We start from the raw sequence: 18,430 nt of genomic DNA, 5'->3' as shown, positions 1-18,430 counted from the left end.
ACATAGACTGTGGCTTTTAAGTAGTTTATCAGTTAGTTACATCTCTTCGTGTTCTTCCCAGGCAAGGGCGCGTTTAACCGCTTTTTTCCAGCCTGCATAGCGGTAATTCCGTTCGGTAGTTTCAATACCTGGGCGGAACTCTTTCTCAATAACCGCTTTTTCATTCAGCTCATCCAGATTTTGCCAGTAACCCACAGCCAGGCCCGCCAGGTATGCGGCACCCAGAGCAGTGACTTCCCGGACCTCAGGGCGCTCAACCGGGGTACCCAAAATATCTGACTGGAATTGCATCAGGAAGTTGTTAGCAACAGCGCCGCCATCAACTCGCAGAGCGTGGAGCCGTACACCGGCATCGGCCTGCATGGCTTCAAGTACGTCGCGCGTCTGGTAGGCGATAGACTCAAGGGTAGCCCGAATGATGTGGTTGGCGTTTACACCGCGAGTCAAACCGAAGATTGCACCGCGTGCATAAGGGTCCCAGTAAGGAGCTCCGAGCCCGGTAAATGCTGGCACGACATAGACGCCATTGGTGTCTTTGACTTTGGTGGCAAAGTATTCAGAGTCGGTGGCATCACTGATGAGTTTCATTTCATCCCGCAACCACTGAATAGATGCACCACCCATAAATACCGCCCCTTCCAGCGCGTAATTCACTTCGCCAGTGGGGCCACATGCGATGGTGGTGAGCAACCCATGGCTGGAGGTGACGGCCTGATTGCCTGTGTTCATCAGCATAAAACAGCCGGTGCCATAAGTGTTTTTCGCCATCCCCTCTTTTACGCATAACTGCCCAAACAGGGCTGCCTGCTGGTCACCTGCGATCCCGGCAATAGGAATACGTGTCCCGCCTTTCCCCCCAATGTTGGTTTGGCCATAGACTTCAGACGATTTACGTACTTGCGGCAGCATTTCCCGAGGTATATCCAGTGCTTCCAGCATGTGGTCATCCCACTCCAGAGTATGGATGTTGAACAGCATGGTACGGGAGGCGTTGGTATAATCGGTGACATGTACCCGACCCTGAGTCATTTTCCAGATAAGCCATGTATCAACGGTACCGAATAACAATTCCCCACGACGTGCGCGTTCCCGCGAACCTTCAACGTGGTCGAGAATCCATTTAACTTTGGTACCCGAAAAATAGGGGTCGATGACCAGTCCTGTTGTGTTACGCACGTATTCTTCCATGCCATCGCGCTTAAGTTGTTCGCAAATTTCAGCGGTACGACGGCACTGCCAGACAATGGCATTGTAAATAGGTTTACCGGTTTCGCGCTCCCAGACAATGGCCGTTTCGCGCTGGTTGGTAATTCCGATAGCTGCTACCTGGTCTGAACGAATGTCTGCTTTGGCAAGCACTTCCACAAGTGTGGAACTTTGTGATGCCCAGATCTCCATGGGATCGTGTTCCACCCAACCCGCTTTGGGGTAGATTTGCTGAAACTCGCGTTGGGAGACACTGACGATGTTAGCATCGTGATCCAGTACCACGGCCCGGGAACTGGTGGTGCCCTGGTCCAGTGCGACGATGTATTTTTTCTCTGTGGTCATAAATGTGTGTCCTTAAGTCGAATTACAGCGAGGCTTTTTGTTGTGCCACCGCAGGCGATGATGGATTTGATGTTTCTACAACAGGTTTATTGCCAGGTAAATGATGAGCGATTAACTTCTTGTAGCCAAATGCGCCCAGAATGGCGCCAGTTACGGGGCCAAAAGCCGGAACAAGGAAGTAAGGAATGTTACGTCCTCCAGTGAAGGCGATGTCTCCCCAACCTGCCAGCCAGGCGAATGTTTTCGGACCAAGGTCGCGTGCCGGGTTCATCGCAAAGCCGGTTAATGGCCCCATCGATGCACCAATAACAGCAATGAGCAGGCCAATTAACAGTGGTGCCAGCGGGCCACGAGGGATCCCATTACCATCATCAGTCAGGGCCATAATTACGCCCATGAGAATGGCGGTAATGACCATCTCAACAGCAAAAGCCTGGTAGAAGTTGATATGGGGATTCGGGTAAGTAGAGAAAATGCCTGCCAGTTTCAGGCTTTCTGGTGTCCCCCGGACAATATGGTGAGTGAGTTCGTAATCAATAAACAGGTTGTAATAAAGCCCGTAAACCAGAGCTGCGGCGCAGAAGGCGCCGAGAAACTGTGAGCAGATAAAGGGCACAACTTTTCGCCCTTCGAAGTTCGCAAACAGCCACAATGCAAGAGTGACTGCCGGGTTAAGGTGTGCGCCGGATACGCCTGCGGTCAGATAGATGGCCATAGCCACCCCCAAACCCCAGATGATACTGATTTCCCACTGGCCAAATGTTGCGCCTGCGACAACTAAAGCGGCAACACAGCCAACACCGAAGAAAATCAACAACCCGGTACCAAGAAATTCGGCGATGCACTGACCTTTTAAGGTTGAAGTTTGACTCATAATCGGGTCCTGAAGGTAAATTAATGATTATTGTTTGTACGGGTAAGCCAATAACCCGCCATGTCGTGTAGACATACTGTTAATTTATCGTTAACGAGCAAAAACGAGAAATATCGAAAGTGATTTTTGTGTGCGCCGTCAAGAAAATGAGCGTTTTCGCGCCATGCGGGCCGGATTGTTGGGCCGGATAATCATTGGGCGTGATAAGAAATATCTCAATCTTTTAACGGATGTATTAACAATTTGGCTGATGGGCTGCGTGGGAAGTTCAGCAAATGCTGAAAAGTGTTGCAATCCGCAAACAGCCGGGTATGTCGCTGGACAGGGGCTGTCAGGCTTCTTACAATCGAAGTCTTGCGTGATGTAACGTATATCATTAAGGCGTCGCCGAAGCGGGACAGGATAGTCATCCATCAGCGCCTTTGTAATTCAGGAGAGGTATGACAATGTCATTTGAAGTGTTTGAAAAACTGGAAGCCAAAGTACAACAGGCTATTGATACCATCACGCTGTTGCAGATGGAAATCGAAGAGCTGAAAGAAAAGAACAACAACCTGGCGCAGGAAGTACAGCTTGCACAGGAAAATCGCGGAGCGCTGGAACAGGAAAATAACCAACTGAAAGAGCAACTGGGTGTCTGGCAAGAGCGTTTACAGGCACTGTTGGGAAAAATGGAAGAAGTTTAATTTCTCCTGGCGAGGCCTTTTGGGCGCAGTAATGTCTGCTGCGCCCAATAGTACGTCTATTCAATATCCAGGGGTTCTTCAGAAAGAATAATGCCAGTGTTATCTGCGTAGAGGTGGTCGCCTGAAAAGAACGTCACACCACCAAAGTTGACCCGAATATCACTCTCGCCTGTACCTTCTCCCGCAGCACCCACAGGAATGGCGGCAATAGCCTGAATACCGATATCCATTTCTTCCAGATCATCTACCTGGCGTACGGCACCGTAAATAACAATGCCTTCCCATTCGTTTTGCATAGCAAGGCGAGCCAGGTCGGCGTCGAGAAGTGCGCGACGAACTGAGCCACCGCCATCCACGACCAGGATTCTCCCACGGCCATTTTCTTCGAGAAGCTCATACAGCAACCCGTTGTCCTCGAAACATTTTACTGTGATGACCTGTCCACCAAAGGAGTGACGCCCACCGAAGTTAGAAAATAACGGTTCGACGACATTAACATCTTCGTGGTAGATATCGCACAACTCTGAAGTATCGTATTTCATAGGATTAACACTTAGTTGCCGCTGGTAGTTTTCAGTATATCGCTTAATGTCTGGCGATGTCCTGCTGTAATGAGTAATTTTCAGCCTGTTGCGTATTGTCATTAAAAAACTGCAGGATGCGTTGATGTGGGTCAGTTATCCGCCCCATTGGCTGATGATGATACCTGCAACAAACAAGATATTGGTCAGTAAGGCTGCTTTCACTGTTTTTTCAAGCATTGGGCGTATTGCTACCGGGTTGGTTTCGCGCAGAATATAACGGCACTGGCGCACCAGTAGTGGAACTGAGAGCACAAACAACCATCCCCACATTTGCTTCAGCCAAAGTAAATTAAACAGGGCAAAACATAACAGAGCACCCATAAGCAATATGACATGGTAGCGGCGGGCATTATATGGCCCAAGGCGTACCGCGAGTGTGTTTTTACCATTCTCTCTGTCGCTGTCTAAATCACGCAGGTTATTGATATTCAATACTGCTGTTGCTAACAGCCCAGTTGCAGTCGCAGGAATGAAGATAGAGAATGCCAGTTGATGGGTTTGTAAATACCATGCGCCAACAACACTTAGCCAGCCAAAGAAAATCAGTACTGATATGTCACCAAGACCCATATAACCATAAGGTTTGTTGCCAACGGTATAGGTAATCGCCGCAACAATAGCCAGGACGCCGAGCAAGAGAAAACCAAACAAATCAGACAAGGTATGGCAGGCGACCAGCACCAGCGCCAGGCCAGCCAGACAAGTTAGTGTAACGGTGATAATCAGGGCGACTTTCATTTGAGCCACACTGATCAGGCCTTTTTGCATACCACGCAATGGCCCTATACGGTCTGGTTTATCACTGCCTTTAAGTGCATCACCATAATCATTGGCTAAATTTGAAAGAATTTGTAATAGCCCGGCGGTTAACAAAGCCAGTGCGGCAACAAGCGGATTAAAGGTATGTTGCCACCAGGCCAGAACGCTCCCCACAACAATAGAAATAAACGCCAGGGGTAGTGTACGAGGGCGCAGGCTTTCAAACCACGCGCGGGCAACACTCACAGGTTGGGCATCAGTCATGTTTTATCGCCAGCAATAAAAATGGGGGCACGATGCCCCCATGGAAATGAACAGGATTAGGCTCGGAATCGAATTGTACACGGTACATGGCCTAACCTGAAAGCGTGTTACCCATTGGTGTCGTGTACCAGTGGGGTGGCAACTACAAAATAAACCGGCTCAGGTCTTCGTCTGCTACCAGTTCGTCAAGGTGCTTGCTGACATAGGCGGCATCAATAGTGATGGTTTCGCCACCGATCTCACTGGCATCAAACGAAATGTCTTCCATCAGACGTTCCAGCACCGTGTGCAAACGGCGGGCACCAATGTTTTCAGTTGTTTCATTGACCTGCCATGCAGCCTGAGCAATACGGCGAATGCCATCGTCTGTGAAGGCTATATTAACCCCTTCAGTTGCCATCAGTGCTTTGTACTGTACAGTGACGGACGCGTTCGGTTCTGTCAGGATCCGCTCAAAATCCTCAGTGGTTAGTGCCTGTAACTCTACGCGGATAGGCAAGCGGCCTTGCAGTTCAGGGATAAGGTCTGATGGGCTGGCAACCTGGAATGCACCAGAAGCAATAAACAGAATATGGTCTGTTTTCACCATCCCATGCTTCGTGGATACCGTACAGCCTTCAACCAGAGGCAACAAATCGCGTTGCACGCCTTCGCGGGAGACATCCGGACCAGAAGTATTACCACGTTTACAAATTTTATCGATCTCATCGATAAACACGATGCCATGCTGTTCAACGGCATCAATCGCATCTTGTTTCAGTTCTTCCGGATTAACCAGTTTTGCAGCTTCTTCTTCCACCAGAAGCTTCATAGCATCTTTGATTTTCAGCTTACGCGGCTTCTGTTTCTGCCCACCCAGATTTTGGAACATAGACTGAAGCTGGCTGGTCATTTCTTCCATACCTGGCGGAGCCATGATTTCGACACCCATTGGTGCAGCCGCAAGGTTGATTTCTATTTCTTTATCATCCAGTTGGCCTTCACGCAGTTTTTTACGAAACGCCTGACGCGCAGCAGAAGGCTCCTGGGAGGCTTCTGCCTGGCCCCAGTTATTTTTTGCTGGTGGGATCAAAGCATCCAGAATCCGCTCTTCTGCCATTTCTTCTGCACGATAGCGGTTTTTTTCAATAGACTGCATGCGAACCATTTTCACGGCAGCATCGGTCAGATCGCGGATAATAGAATCCACTTCCTTACCAACATAGCCCACTTCGGTGAATTTGGTCGCTTCCACTTTGATGAACGGCGCATTAGCCAGTTTTGCCAGCCTACGGGCTATTTCTGTTTTACCGACACCAGTTGGCCCGATCATCAGGATATTTTTTGGTGTCACTTCATGGCGTAGCTCTTCATCAAGCTGCATACGGCGCCAGCGGTTACGCAGCGCAATAGCGACAGAACGCTTTGCTGCGTCCTGACCAATAATGTGTTTGTCGAGTTCGCTGACAATTTCGCGTGGGGTCATTTCAGACATGGGCAGTCCTTAAACTTTTGACGGTAATTCTTCGATGGTCTGGAAACTGTTGGTATAAATACAGATATCACCTGCAATACCCAACGCTTTTTCGACAATATCGCGTGCGCCTAACTCTGTGTTTTCCAGTAATGCACGAGCCGCAGCCTGAGCATAAGGGCCACCAGAGCCAATCGCAATCAGGTCATTTTCGGGCTGGATAACGTCGCCATTGCCACTAATGATGAGTGAGGCATTTTCATCGGCTACAGCCAGTAGTGCTTCCAGCCGACGCAGCATACGGTCGGTACGCCAGTCTTTCGCCAGTTCAACTGCGGCTTTAACCAGGTGCCCCTGGTGCATTTCCAGTTTTCGTTCGAACAGTTCAAACAAGGTAAAGGCATCTGCTGTTCCGCCAGCAAATCCCGCAATCACTTTGTCATTGTAGAGGCGACGTACTTTTTTGACATTACCTTTCATTACGGTATTGCCCAGCGTGGCCTGACCATCGCCACCGATTACTACATGGCCATTGCGGCGTACACTTACTATTGTTGTCACGAGCAGACCCCTTGTGGATAGCTGAATGAGGGTACTCCGGGCCCGGTTTGCCTGTACTATTCACGGCCTGTACTACAGCTCACCAAAACACGCCCGGAAGAGAATGAAATTATAGATGGGGGGAAAATTGGGGGTTTCAACCCCCGGATGCGATACGGATGCAGTTTGCGTGACCGGAAACCTTCAACCTGCTGATAGTAGAGTCTGCATTCTCTTTCCCTTTCAACGGGCCAATGACCACCCGGTTCCAGCCGTTATTCACGGTAATATGTGAAGAAAAACCTTCAAATGCTAACTGTGCGCGCACAGTTTCGGCCTGATCCGCTCCGCGGAATGAGCCACATTGTATCATCCAGCGCCGTTCATCTTTTTTCTCTGCAGTTTTGGCCGGTTCCTGTACCTGTGTGACAGGCGCAGGCTGTTCTGTTCGGGTTGCAGTGGTACTTCGCGTCTGTTCTCTTTGGGATGTATGCGCAGGCGTTTGCATCAGGTCTTCATAAGGTGAGGCTGATGTGGGGGCCCGCACAGGAGAAGAGCGCGAATAAGTTTGTGTATTACGCGTTGTTGAAGGCTGAGACTGAGTATTCGACGAGCGGGATGATGTACCCGAAGGCTGTGCCTGTTGTTGTACTGCGGCGGCCTGACGTTGACGTTGCAATGTTTGCTGGCGTTGTTCTGGGGTTTGTTCATTCCAGGGCACTTCACTCAGTTGTGTGGGTTGCTGGCGCATATCTGCCTGCATTTGTTCCAGTAACTGGCGTTGCTCATTGGTTAGTTGATCAGCATTTTTGATTTCCCCTCCTGAAGAGGGTTCTGTAGGCGTACGTATGCCTGGCTGGCGATTTTCCAACTCTTTAATATAGCGCCACCGCTCTTCGGGCTTCGGCGGCAGACCATTGCCGGGAATGCTTTGCCCGCTTCGCGCCTCACTTTCTTCTTTTTTATGATGGGTAATAAAGTAAAGCCCGCCAACAAAAGCCACCAGAACAGCCGCCGCAACGGCAACCATCACTGGAGAGAGCGCAGACCCCTGAGTCTGCTTTTTGCGGGAATTTCCTTTTTTCCGCCGTGCTGGCGTCGATTGCCCACGACGTACGTAATCTCGTTGTGCCACTATCGTTTCGCTGTGAATATAGTATTTATCAGTCCGCCATGTTACTTAAGAGGCGGGAGTTTGACCAGATTAAGGATTCCGAAAGCGTTAAATCCCTGCTTTTGCCGGGCCAGTCGATTCCCTGATGATCAGGTCGCAGTCAAGCAAACGGGATCCCGGGCTGATGGTGTTCCCATTCAACTGTTCCAGAAGCAGCAACATCGCTTCCTCGCCAATTTTGAAGCGGGGCTGCGCCATGGTGGTGAGTGGCGGGTCGCAAAAGCGTGATAATGCAATATCGTCGAAACCCATAATAGACAGGTCTTGCGGTACGCGCAGGCCGTGGCGTTTTGCCCATGAAAGCGCCCCCAGCGCCATGACATCACTGTGGCAAAATATGGCGGTGGGCGGAACAGGCAGGCGCTGCAATTGCTCAAGCGCACTTGCCCCGGCTTCATAGCTAAAATCGCCGCGTACAATATAGTTTGAGTCTACCGTAATGCCATTGCGCCTAAGAGCCTGAATATACCCTTGCAAACGATAGTGTGAGAGAGGCATTTCTTCGGGGCCGGCAATACAGGCAATATGGGTATGGCCTTGCTGCAGCAACCAGGCGACGGCATTAAAAGCCGCAGTCAGGTTGTCGATGTGAACTGTTGGTAGTTCCAGCTCAGGTGCGAATTCGTTCGCCATCACCATTGGCGGCAGGTTGCGCTGCTCTTCGCGGCTGGCATCGAAAGGTAGTTGGGAGCCAAGCAGTAACATGCCGTCGATTTGTTTACTGATGATGAGGTCAATAAAGTTCTTTTCTTGCTGGTTTTGGTGAGCACAGTCGCCAATTAACACTAGGTAGCCATGCTGTGCCGCAGTGGTTTCGATACCGCGCAGAATTTCACTGAAAAAGGGATCGCAAATATCCGGCACAATGACCAGAAGTGTGCGGGAGTCGTTGCGTTTGGCACTGCGGTTCAGAGCATGTGGCAGATAGCCCAGCTCAATAGCAGCCTGTTCAACCCGATTGCGTGTTGCCTGCGAAACTTTCTCGGGGTTCATTAATGCGCGAGAGACTGTTGCTGTAGACACTTCTGCTTTTTCTGCCACATCTTTCATCGTGGGTGCCACGACTTTTTTGTTTGCCTTCAACGTGCTCTCCTCGTCCGAAACCGCAAATGATGCATTTTATCTGATGCTGTTCACATTTTTATCAGATAATCGCAGCAAGTTGTTACAACTCTTTCATTTGAAGTGTGATCTGTATTGCTTTTCGGAGCTTCCTCGCATTCTTCTGGCGAATTAGCCTTCGATCGGATCGACGTCCAGCATCCATTTTACTTTTTTCGCCCCGGGCAGTGTGTTAACCAGAACCAGTGCAGTGGCCAACACTTGTTGAAGACGAGCGCGTGAAGGATGTTGCAGCAAGAGCTGCCAACGGAATCGGCCACCACGTTTGGGTTGCAGAGCCGGAACCGGGCCGAGTAACCACAGTTGTTGGTCTGCCGCCGGGCTTGCCTGAAGCAGGTTGCGCAATTGCTGCAAAAAGACTGGAGCAAGCTGGTTGTTGTGGTCTTCAGCGCGAATAAGCACATGGCTGCTCCAGGGGGGCAACATGACTTTTTGCCGCTCAGCCAGCGCCTGGCTGGCAAATGCGTCATAACCTTTTGCGAGCAAAATTTGTAGTAAAGGGTGTTCGGGATGGTGAGTTTGTAAAATAACTTCGCCTTGCTTGCCAGCCCGCCCGGCTCGCCCTGATACCTGAGTGTAGAGCTGAGCGAAGCGCTCTGCGGCACGGAAATCAGCTGAGAATAATGCACCATCGACATCCAGTAAGGCGACCAGGGTGACATCGGGAAAGTGGTGCCCTTTAGCCAGCATTTGGGTACCAATCAGGATCCTCTTACCTCCACGGTGAACCGCCTCAAGGTGTTTTTCCAGGGCGCCTTTACGGCTGGTTGTATCGCGGTCAATACGGGAAACAGGCACGGAAGGAAAAAACGGAGCAAGGCTTTCTTCCAGTTGTTCTGTGCCAGTGCCGACGGGTACCAGGTGGGTTGAACCACACCCCGGGCATTGGTGAGGAATAGGACGCTGGCTGTCACAATGGTGGCAGCGCAGGTGCCGCTGACGTTGATGAATGGTGTAATAGTGATCACACCGCTGGCATTCAGCAATCCAGCCACAATCATGGCACAGTAAAGCGGGGGCATATCCACGGCGGTTCAGAAATAAAATCACCTGATTATCCGCTTCAAGGTGTTGGCGCATGCGGTTAATCAGTGCCGGAGATAAACCAGCCTGAAGTGACTGCCCTTTCAGATCCAGAACGTGTTGCATTGCCGGGCGAGCATTTCCTGCCCTTCGGGTCAGTTTAAGTTGGCGATACTTGCGTTGCTGGACGTTATACAGCGTTTCCAGCGATGGAGTGGCAGATCCAAGCACAATGGGAATGTCTTCACTGTGAGCCCGCCACACGGCAAGATCACGGGCGTGGTAACGCCAACCTTCCTGCTGTTTATAGGAGCTGTCATGCTCTTCATCGATAACGATAACGCCCAGGTTACGAAATGGGGTAAACAACGCTGACCGCGTACCAATAACAATCGCGGTATCACCCCGGCTGGCTTTGATCCAGGTGGCTAAGCGCTCACTGTCATTCAGCCCTGAATGCAGCACATCGACCGGAGCCTTAAAGCGCTCGCGAAAACGGGCGATGGTTTGTGGTGTCAGCCCAATCTCTGGCACCAGTACCAGCGCCTGTTTACCTCGTGCCAGCACGTTTTCCAGCACGCTCAGGTAGACTTCTGTTTTCCCGGAGCCGGTAATACCCGCCAATAACCAGGCTGTAAAATGGTCATCGTCACCGTGAATTGCCCCAACCGCCATCGCCTGCTCGGTATTCAACCTCAGGCGGTCCTGAGCGAGCGTGAACATATTTTGCCACGGAGAACTTGCTTGCTCTTCCTGGCGAATGTCGCACAGCCCTTTACGGCGCAGTGACTGGAGAGCCGAGTCGTTCAGGTCAAGTTCAGTAGTCTGCTGGCGTAGCACCGGGCCCTGGTGAAGAGCCGCCAGCGCCTGCTGTTGCTTTGGTGCACGTTTTAACCCATTCAGGTCAGTTGCCATGCCTTGTTCGGTAGCAAACCAGTAACTTTGAGGTGACAACAGAGCTGGTTTACCCTGGCGTAATGGGATGGGCAGGGCATGAAACAGCACTTCGCCAATCGGGTGATGATAGTAGTTTGCAGCCCACAGGAGTAAACGCCATAAAGATGCTGAGTATAGCGGTGTGCTGTCCAGTGCTTCCTGCACAGTCTTCAGGTCTGCCAGAGGAAGCTCACTGGTATCATCAATACTGACCACAATACCGGTACGTTTTTGCGTTCCGAAAGGCACGGTGACACGACAGCCAGCTACCAGTACCATATTTTCAGGTATGGCATAGTCAAAAGTGCGGTTTAGTGGAACGGGCAAAGCAACGTGGGCAACGGGCATCAGCGCTTCCAAAGCAAAAAAAGGCAGTCTAGTGTACACTGTGACCGCGGTTGTGTGCGGATCAGTTTGCATACTCTGGTTAATTTCTGTATGATTCGCCGCCTTTGATGTGCAATTTCGCACTCAAAACCATTACTATCAACTTCGCGTGGTGTCTGGCGTTAGGGCTGGAAGAGCGACGCGGCCTTAGACCTGAGGTTTTCCATGAAAAAAGATATTCACCCGAATTATGTAGAAATTACTGCAACTTGTTCTTGCGGTAATGTCATCAAAACCCATTCTACCGTGGGTCACGACCTGAACCTGGACGTATGTGGTAAATGCCACCCGTTCTTCACTGGTAAACAACGTGTTGTTGATACCGGCGGTCGTGTTGAACGTTTCAACAAACGTTTCAGTATTCCGGGCAGCAAGTAATATTTTGCTTGTCACGAAAAAGGCGCCGAAAGGCGCCTTTTTTGCATCTGTTATCTGATGATAACGCTGCACCGGATTAATATTCCCATGTATCCGGGTCTATCCCCAGCTCACGCATAATTACTTTTGCATGTTCCGGAATTTCATCACTTCGCTCTTTACGCAGGTCGTTGTCGTCTGGTAACGGCTGCCCGGTAAATGCGTGGAGAAATGCTTCACACAGCAATTCACTGTTCGTTGCGTGGCGCAGGTTATTTACCTGGCGACGAGTACGTTCGTCAGTGAGGATCTTTAACACTTTCAGAGGAATGGAAACCGTAATTTTCTTTACTTGTTCACTCTTCTTACCGTGCTCAGCGTATGGGCTGATATATTCGCCGCTCCATTCAGCCATGAGATACCTTTAGTCCTCTCAGTCATTAAAAAAGGCCCAACCCCTTGCGGGAACTGACCATTAAAGTAAATTTTTACCGTACACAGATTCGCACGTTTTTAGACAGCGTTGCTGTGTGCCAGATCTTAAGCGTATAAGTTTAACGGTTATTGGCGCTCTGCTCAATCTATACGCAAAGAAGTTTAGATGTCCAGATGTATTGACGTCTATGTTAACTCTGTTTACTCTGTTGGCTGTCTTCTGATTACTGTATTACGCGCCTGCCGGTTCAGGTGTCAGCCAGGGATACTCACCATGACACGCAAACAAGCCACAATTGCTGTACGTAGCGGATTAAACAATGATGAACAGTACGGTTGTGTTGTGCCGCCGATTCATCTCTCCACGACTTATAACTTCACTGATTTCAATTTACCACGCGAGCATGACTATTCTCGCCGTGGTAACCCAACGCGCGATGTCGTCCAGCGTACGCTGGCTGAACTGGAAGGTGGTGCGGGTGCAGTAATGACAAATACTGGCATGTCGGCCATTCATTTGCTAACAGCTATTTTCCTGAACCCTGGTGATTTGTTAGTTGCGCCTCATGATTGTTATGGCGGCAGCTATCGGTTATTCGACAGCATGGCCAAACGTGGTTGCTACCGCGTACAGTTTGTTGACCAGAATGATGAAGCGGCGCTGGAATCGGCTCTGTCACAGAAGCCTAAACTGGTGCTGATAGAAAGCCCGAGCAACCCTTTATTGCGTGTTGTGGATATCGCAAAAATTTGCCAGGCGGCAAAAGCTGTCGGTGCAATCACTGTTGTTGATAACACTTTCCTGAGCCCGGCGTTGCAAAATCCACTGGCTTTGGGCGCGGACCTGGTGGTTCATTCCTGTACCAAATACCTTAACGGGCATTCTGATGTTGTGGCAGGAGCCGTGATTGCCAAAGATGCTGAGATGGCGACAGAGCTTGCCTGGTGGGCAAACAATATTGGGGTAACGGGAAGCGCTTTTGACAGCTACTTGCTATTACGTGGGATTCGTACTCTGGCTCCGCGTGTTGAACTTGCACAACGCAATGCACTTGCCATTGTGGACTATCTGAAAAAACAGCCCCTGGTTAAGCGCCTTTATCACCCATCACTTCCTGAAAATCCAGGGCATGATATTGCTGTACGCCAGCAAAAAGGATTTGGAGCGATGCTCAGTTTTGAACTGGATGGTGACGAACAAACATTACGCCGCTTCCTCAAAGGCCTCTCTCTCTTTACACTGGCGGAATCTTTGGGTGGGGTTGAAAGCTTAATTTCCCATGCCGCGACGATGACCCACGCCGGGATGTCAGCTGAAGCGCGTGCGGCGGCCGGTATTTCTGAGACGTTGCTACGTATCTCAACCGGAATAGAAGATGGTGACGATCTAATTGCTGACCTGGAAAATGGATTCCGGGCTGCATCTGAGGGGTAAGTATGAGTGTTACTGCACCAGCAGGGGGCGCAGGCCGCCAGTTACATAAGTTTGGCGGGAGCAGTCTTGCCGATGTGAAGTGCTACTTGCGGGTGGCCACAATTTTGGAAGAGTATTCCTGTCCTGGCGATTTAGTGGTGGTATCTGCCGCCGGCAGCACAACCAACCAGCTGATTAGTTGGCTGAAACTGAGTCAGACTGACCGGCTCTCTGCTCACCAGGTGCAGCAAGCACTACGTCGTTATCAGACCGAGCTGATTAGCGGGCTACTGCCCGCCGAAATTGCCGACGTACTGATTGCCGATTTTATTCATGATCTGGAGCGTCTTGCTGTATTGCTGGACAGCACAATCACCGATGCCATTTATGCCGAGGTTGTCGGTCATGGTGAAGTGTGGTCGGCCCGGTTGATGTCTGAGGTCCTCAGGTTGCAAGGGATGGAAGCCGCCTGGCTGGACGCCCGCGATTTTATGCGGGCAGAACGTGCGGCACAGCCTCAGGTAAATGAAGGCCTGTCTTATCCGTTGTTACAACAACTCCTGGTTCAGCATCCAGGCAAGCGTATTGTAGTAACCGGCTTTATTTGCCGTAACAACGCCGGAGAAACGGTATTGCTGGGCCGTAATGGCTCTGACTATTCTGCGACGCAAATTGGTGCGCTGGCAGGGGTTTCCCGTGTCACTATCTGGAGTGACGTGGCTGGCGTTTATAGCGCGGATCCACGTAAGGTGAGTGATGCCTGCCTGCTGCCGTTATTGCGCCTGGATGAAGCCAGTGAACTGGCTCGCCTTGCCGCGCCAGTGCTGCATACCCGTACACTCCAGCCTGTATCCGGCAGCGATATCGACCTGCAGTTGCGTTGTAGCTATAACCCGGAGCAAGGCTCAACGCGTATTGAACGAGTATTAGCCTCGGGGACTGGGGCACGTATTGTGACCAGTCACGACGATGTGTGTTTGATTGAACTCCAGTTGGCGCCGGAACAAGATTTCCGCCAGGCGCAAAAAGAGGTGGATACGGTGCTGAAACGCGCTCAACTTCGCCCTCTTGCTATTGGTGTGCATCCTGACCGCCATCTGTTGCAACTGTGCTATACCTCGGAAGTGGTGAACAGTGCCTGGCAGCAATTACAGGATATTGCGCCGCAAGGCGAGCTGGTGCTGCGTGAAGGGCTGGCTTTGGTTGCGATGGTAGGGGCTGGGGTGTGCCGTAATCCTCTGCACAGCCACCGCTTCTGGCAGCAGTTAAAAGACCAGCCAGTCGAGTTTATCTGGCAATCGGATGAAGGCATCAGCCTGGTTGCTGTACTCCGCAGCGGGCCAACTGAACACCTGATTCAGGGGCTGCACCAGTCTTTGTTCCGCGCCGAGAAGCGCATTGGTCTGGTGCTGTTCGGAAAAGGCAACATTGGTTCTCGCTGGCTTGAGTTATTTGCCCGTGAGCAGGAATCATTATCTGCCCGGACAGGGTTTGAATTTATTCTGGCTGGCGTGGTGGACAGCCGCCGCAGCTTGTTAAGCTATGATGGGCTTGATGCCAGCCGGGCACTGGCTTTCTTCAACGATGAAGCTGTAGAGCTGGATGAAGAAGCGCTTTTCTTATGGATGCGGGCACACCCGTACGATGACCTGGTGGTGCTGGATGTAACAGCCAGTGAACAACTGGCTGATCAGTATCTGGATTTTGCCAGCCACGGTTTCCACGTCATTAGTGCGAATAAACTGGCAGGAGCCAGTTCCAGCGATAAATTTCGCCTGATTCGCGATGCGTTTGCGAAAACAGGGCGTCACTGGTTATACAACGCAACTGTGGGTGCGGGTTTACCCGTAAACCATACGGTTCGGGACTTGCGAGACAGTGGTGACTCGATCCTTGCGATCAGTGGAATTTTCTCCGGCACACTCTCCTGGTTGTTTTTGCAATTTGACGGCACAGTGCCTTTCACCGATCTGGTTGATCAGGCCTGGCAGCAGGGGCTGACTGAGCCTGATCCGCGGGTAGATCTGTCGGGGCAGGATGTCATGCGCAAATTGGTGATTTTGGCGCGTGAAGCCGGGTACGACATTGAACCTGAACAGGTGCGGGTCGAATCACTGGTTCCGGTTGGTTGTGAGTCTGGTTCTGTCGACTATTTCTTCGAAAATGGTGATGCACTGAATGAGCAAATGTTGCAACGCCTGGAAGCTGCGCAGGAGATGGGGCTGGTATTGCGTTATGTAGCCCGTTTTGATGCCAATGGTAAAGCCCGGGTTGGTGTGGAAGCGGTACGACAGGAACATCCGTTAGCTTCTCTGTTGCCCTGTGACAATGTATTTGCTATTGAAAGCCGCTGGTATCGGGATAATCCCCTGGTGATTCGCGGGCCCGGTGCCGGGAGGGATGTTACCGCTGGCGCCATTCAGTCGGATATCAATCGCCTGGCAAAATTGCTTTAAATCCTGCTATTCATACCGCTATTCGGGCCTGATGGCCTGAAGGCGGTATGCCATCACCTTCTGCGTATAAAAATCATCACTTATCCATGAAATTTTTTCATGTTGGCTGATAATTATTCCTGTTACTCAAGAATTTTTCAGTTGACGGGGCGAGGCTTTTCCTTCATTTTTACATCTGGACGTCTAAACGTATAGATGTAAAAAATAACAGAACAGCGATAAGAGTGATGAGGTAAGGTATGAGTTTCTTTCACGCCAACCAGCGAGATGCTTTGAATCAGAGCCTGGCTGAGGTTCAGGGGCATATTAATGTCTCGTTTGAGTTTTTCCCGCCGCGAACCAGTGAAATGGAGCAAACGCTCTGGAACTCTATCGATCGGCTGAGCAGCCTGCGCCCTAAATTTGTTTCTGTTACTTACGGTGCTAACTCTGGTGAGCGTGACCGTACTCACAGCATCATTAAAGATATTAAAGAACGTACCGGGCTGGTGGCTGCGCCGCATTTAACCTGTATTGATGCCACCCGCGACGAACTCAAATCCATTGCTCAGGATTACTGGGATAACGGGATTCGCCATATTGTCGCGCTGCGTGGTGATCTGCCGCCAGGTAGCGGGAAACCGGATATGTACGCAGCTGACCTGGTCGCGTTACTGAAAGATGTCGCGGATTTTGATATTTCTGTTGCCGCATATCCGGAAGTGCATCCGGAAGCAAAGAGTGCTCAGGCTGATTTAATTAACCTGAAACGGAAAATTGACGCGGGCGCTAATCGGGCAATTACCCAATTTTTCTTTGATGTGGAAAATTACCTGCGTTTTCGCGACCGCTGTGCCGCTGCTGGCATTGATGTTGAAATTGTGCCGGGCATTTTACCCGTCAGTAACTACAAGCAACTGCAGAAATTCGCCACAATGACTAATGTACGCGTACCTCAATGGATGGCGACGATGTTTGACGGGCTGGATGATGATCCAGAAACCCGTAAGCTGGTGGGTGCCAGCATTGCGATGGATATGGTGAAAATTTTAAGCCGGGAAGGGGTGAAAGATTTCCATTTCTACACCCTTAACCGGGCTGAAATGAGTTATGCCATTTGTCATACACTGGGTGTGCGCCCGGCGGGTTAATTTGCTCTTGTATCAGCCAGGTGGTGTGTAACTCCCTGGCTGGAGAAAGCGCCGGGTTATGATGATGCCATGCGGCCAAGTTCATCTGCCAGCAAGATGGCGTCGAACACCTGTTGTGGTGTTATTTTGCCCGGCATGTTGTGCATTGGGCTTTCTGGCTGGCAACTGGCCTGTGCTACCTGGCGGACTTTTTCCTCAACCCCTTGTGTAATACCTAATTCACTCAGCGTGACGGGTAAACCTGATTTGTGACACAGATTCAGTACTGCTACCTGTTCTTCCTGTGGAGCATCTTCGAGTATTAACTGCACCCGTGTACCAAACGCGACTTTTTCGCCATGCAGTGTTTTTTGCGTATCCGGCAGGGTTGTTAGCCCGTTATGGACAGCATGTGCTGCTGCCAGACCGCCACTCTCAAACCCAATACCACTCAGGTAAATATTGGCTTCAATAACACGTTCCAGCGCTGTGGTGACGTTATGTTGTTGTGCGTCTGAGACAGCAGTGACACCTGATTCAAGGAGCGTGCGGTAGCAGAGTTCAGCCAGTGCCAGCGCAGCTCTGCCAGGTAAGCCTCCTGCACTGGTCACTGCGCCACTTTTTGCACAGGCACGGGCTTCAAACCAGGTGGATAAGGCATCACCAATACCTGCGGCCAGTAACCGTGGTGGCGCTCCGGCAATAATTGCACTATCTACCAATACCAGGTCCGGGTTATGAGGTAATGGCAGGTAACGGTCGAGAGAACCATCCTCACAGTAAATAACAGACAGCGCACTGCATGGGGCATCACTGGATGCTACTGTTGGCGCAATGACCATTGGGCTTTTCATCAGGCAAGCTACGGCTTTTGCTGTATCAAGCGTTTTCCCGCCACCAATCCCCAGTATTGCATCGCATTCCGCTCGTTGCGCCAGTATACAAAGTTGGTCAATTTCGGGTTGTGAACACTCGCCACCAAAGAGTGCGAACTCCACATCAATTTGATGCTCTTCACAGGTACGGCGCAGCATCTCTTCCACCAGATCGGCGACAAAGCTGTCTGCGAGCACTAAAAAGTGCTGCCCAAGTGGTTTCAGGTATTGCCCGGCACGGCTGAGAATATGCTGGCCCTGAATATATTTACCGGGTGATGCCGTAATACTGTCCATGATAATCCTCCAACGGTAAGTGCAATGGGAGTGCGCTAATGGGCAGTTTACTGCGGCAGAAACAGGAAAATATTGCGCTGAAGGCGGTAAATTGCGGAATAAAAAACCCGGAAGCATGCTTCCGGGTTTCTGTG

General features: G+C 50.8%; 17 protein-coding genes. 6 read left to right on the top strand and 11 right to left on the bottom strand.

Annotated elements, in window-relative coordinates:
• Positions 1-36: 36 nt before the first annotated feature.
• Together glpK and MPHASIOC01_RS26665 are read right to left on the bottom strand one after the other, a co-directional pair.
• Positions 37-1,551: a glycerol kinase GlpK gene (gene glpK, locus MPHASIOC01_RS26670; protein ID WP_353613622.1), complete on the bottom strand. Its 1,515-nt coding sequence runs from the start codon at positions 1,549-1,551 to the stop codon at positions 37-39.
• Positions 1,552-1,573: 22 nt separating this feature from the next.
• On the bottom strand, positions 1,574-2,425 hold the full coding sequence (locus MPHASIOC01_RS26665) for an MIP/aquaporin family protein (protein WP_064596132.1): 852 nt from the start codon (positions 2,423-2,425) through the stop codon (positions 1,574-1,576).
• A 130-nt stretch (positions 2,426-2,555) separates the two neighbouring features.
• Here MPHASIOC01_RS26665 and MPHASIOC01_RS26660 point away from each other — a divergent pair, with 130 nt between their 5' ends.
• A complete protein-coding gene (locus MPHASIOC01_RS26660) occupies positions 2,556-2,792 on the top strand; it encodes a hypothetical protein (RefSeq protein ID WP_156519016.1) in 237 nt (78 codons plus the stop codon).
• Between the two features lie 73 nt (positions 2,793-2,865).
• Complete coding sequence (gene zapB, locus MPHASIOC01_RS26655) at positions 2,866-3,111, top strand: septal ring assembly protein ZapB (RefSeq protein ID WP_156519015.1); 246 nt, start codon at positions 2,866-2,868, stop codon at positions 3,109-3,111.
• Positions 3,112-3,167: 56 nt separating this feature from the next.
• On the opposite strand, the gene rraA is transcribed toward zapB, so the two are convergent.
• From rraA to priA, 7 genes are all read right to left on the bottom strand, one after another.
• Entirely contained in the window at positions 3,168-3,653 is a 486-nt protein-coding gene (gene rraA, locus MPHASIOC01_RS26650; RefSeq protein WP_036115835.1) for a ribonuclease E activity regulator RraA, read from the bottom strand.
• 135 nt (positions 3,654-3,788) lie between these two features.
• Positions 3,789-4,718, bottom strand: coding sequence for a 1,4-dihydroxy-2-naphthoate polyprenyltransferase (gene menA, locus MPHASIOC01_RS26645; RefSeq protein ID WP_064596131.1), 930 nt, complete (start codon positions 4,716-4,718; stop codon positions 3,789-3,791).
• Positions 4,719-4,860: 142 nt separating this feature from the next.
• The gene (hslU, locus tag MPHASIOC01_RS26640) at positions 4,861-6,192 is read right to left on the bottom strand and encodes an HslU--HslV peptidase ATPase subunit (RefSeq protein WP_064596130.1); all 1,332 of its coding nucleotides are present in this window, start codon (positions 6,190-6,192) and stop codon (positions 4,861-4,863) included.
• A 9-nt stretch (positions 6,193-6,201) separates the two neighbouring features.
• Positions 6,202-6,732 (bottom strand): ATP-dependent protease subunit HslV, encoded by a 531-nt coding sequence (hslV, locus tag MPHASIOC01_RS26635; RefSeq protein ID WP_036115842.1) that lies wholly within the window; start codon positions 6,730-6,732, stop codon positions 6,202-6,204.
• A 136-nt stretch (positions 6,733-6,868) separates the two neighbouring features.
• Positions 6,869-7,846, bottom strand: coding sequence for a cell division protein FtsN (gene ftsN, locus MPHASIOC01_RS26630; RefSeq protein WP_064596129.1), 978 nt, complete (start codon positions 7,844-7,846; stop codon positions 6,869-6,871).
• 87 nt (positions 7,847-7,933) lie between these two features.
• Positions 7,934-8,968 carry a DNA-binding transcriptional regulator CytR gene (cytR, locus tag MPHASIOC01_RS26625; RefSeq protein WP_064596128.1) on the bottom strand — a complete coding sequence of 345 codons (1,035 nt, stop codon included), beginning with the start codon at positions 8,966-8,968 and terminating at the stop codon, positions 7,934-7,936.
• Between the two features lie 150 nt (positions 8,969-9,118).
• On the bottom strand, positions 9,119-11,314 hold the full coding sequence (gene priA / locus MPHASIOC01_RS26620) for a primosomal protein N' (RefSeq protein WP_064596284.1): 2,196 nt from the start codon (positions 11,312-11,314) through the stop codon (positions 9,119-9,121).
• A 204-nt stretch (positions 11,315-11,518) separates the two neighbouring features.
• Here priA and rpmE point away from each other — a divergent pair, with 204 nt between their 5' ends.
• On the top strand, positions 11,519-11,731 hold the full coding sequence (gene rpmE / locus MPHASIOC01_RS26615; RefSeq protein ID WP_036115851.1) for a 50S ribosomal protein L31: 213 nt from the start codon (positions 11,519-11,521) through the stop codon (positions 11,729-11,731).
• Positions 11,732-11,807: 76 nt separating this feature from the next.
• Here rpmE and metJ read toward each other — a convergent pair whose 3' ends face one another.
• Positions 11,808-12,125: a met regulon transcriptional regulator MetJ gene (metJ, locus tag MPHASIOC01_RS26610; RefSeq protein WP_064596126.1), complete on the bottom strand. Its 318-nt coding sequence runs from the start codon at positions 12,123-12,125 to the stop codon at positions 11,808-11,810.
• 294 nt (positions 12,126-12,419) lie between these two features.
• Between metJ and metB the strand changes: the two genes are divergently transcribed.
• The 3 genes from metB to metF all read left to right on the top strand — a co-directional run bounded on the left by metB (position 12,420) and on the right by metF (position 17,145).
• The gene (gene metB, locus MPHASIOC01_RS26605) at positions 12,420-13,580 is read left to right on the top strand and encodes a cystathionine gamma-synthase (RefSeq protein ID WP_064596124.1); all 1,161 of its coding nucleotides are present in this window, start codon (positions 12,420-12,422) and stop codon (positions 13,578-13,580) included.
• Between the two features lie 2 nt (positions 13,581-13,582).
• Positions 13,583-16,015: a bifunctional aspartate kinase/homoserine dehydrogenase II gene (locus tag MPHASIOC01_RS26600; protein WP_064596122.1), complete on the top strand. Its 2,433-nt coding sequence runs from the start codon at positions 13,583-13,585 to the stop codon at positions 16,013-16,015.
• 239 nt (positions 16,016-16,254) lie between these two features.
• Positions 16,255-17,145: a methylenetetrahydrofolate reductase gene (gene metF, locus MPHASIOC01_RS26595; RefSeq protein WP_064596120.1), complete on the top strand. Its 891-nt coding sequence runs from the start codon at positions 16,255-16,257 to the stop codon at positions 17,143-17,145.
• A 56-nt stretch (positions 17,146-17,201) separates the two neighbouring features.
• On the opposite strand, the gene MPHASIOC01_RS26590 is transcribed toward metF, so the two are convergent.
• Positions 17,202-18,296 carry a glycerol dehydrogenase gene (locus MPHASIOC01_RS26590; protein ID WP_353613621.1) on the bottom strand — a complete coding sequence of 365 codons (1,095 nt, stop codon included), beginning with the start codon at positions 18,294-18,296 and terminating at the stop codon, positions 17,202-17,204.
• Between the last annotated feature and the right edge of the window lie 134 nt (positions 18,297-18,430).

The organism is Mangrovibacter phragmitis (assembly GCF_040429585.1).
Taxonomy (GTDB): Bacteria; Pseudomonadota; Gammaproteobacteria; order Enterobacterales; family Enterobacteriaceae; genus Mangrovibacter; species Mangrovibacter phragmitis.
Note: the sequence above shows the minus strand (reverse complement) of the source record. Positions and strands in the feature narration are given on the sequence as shown.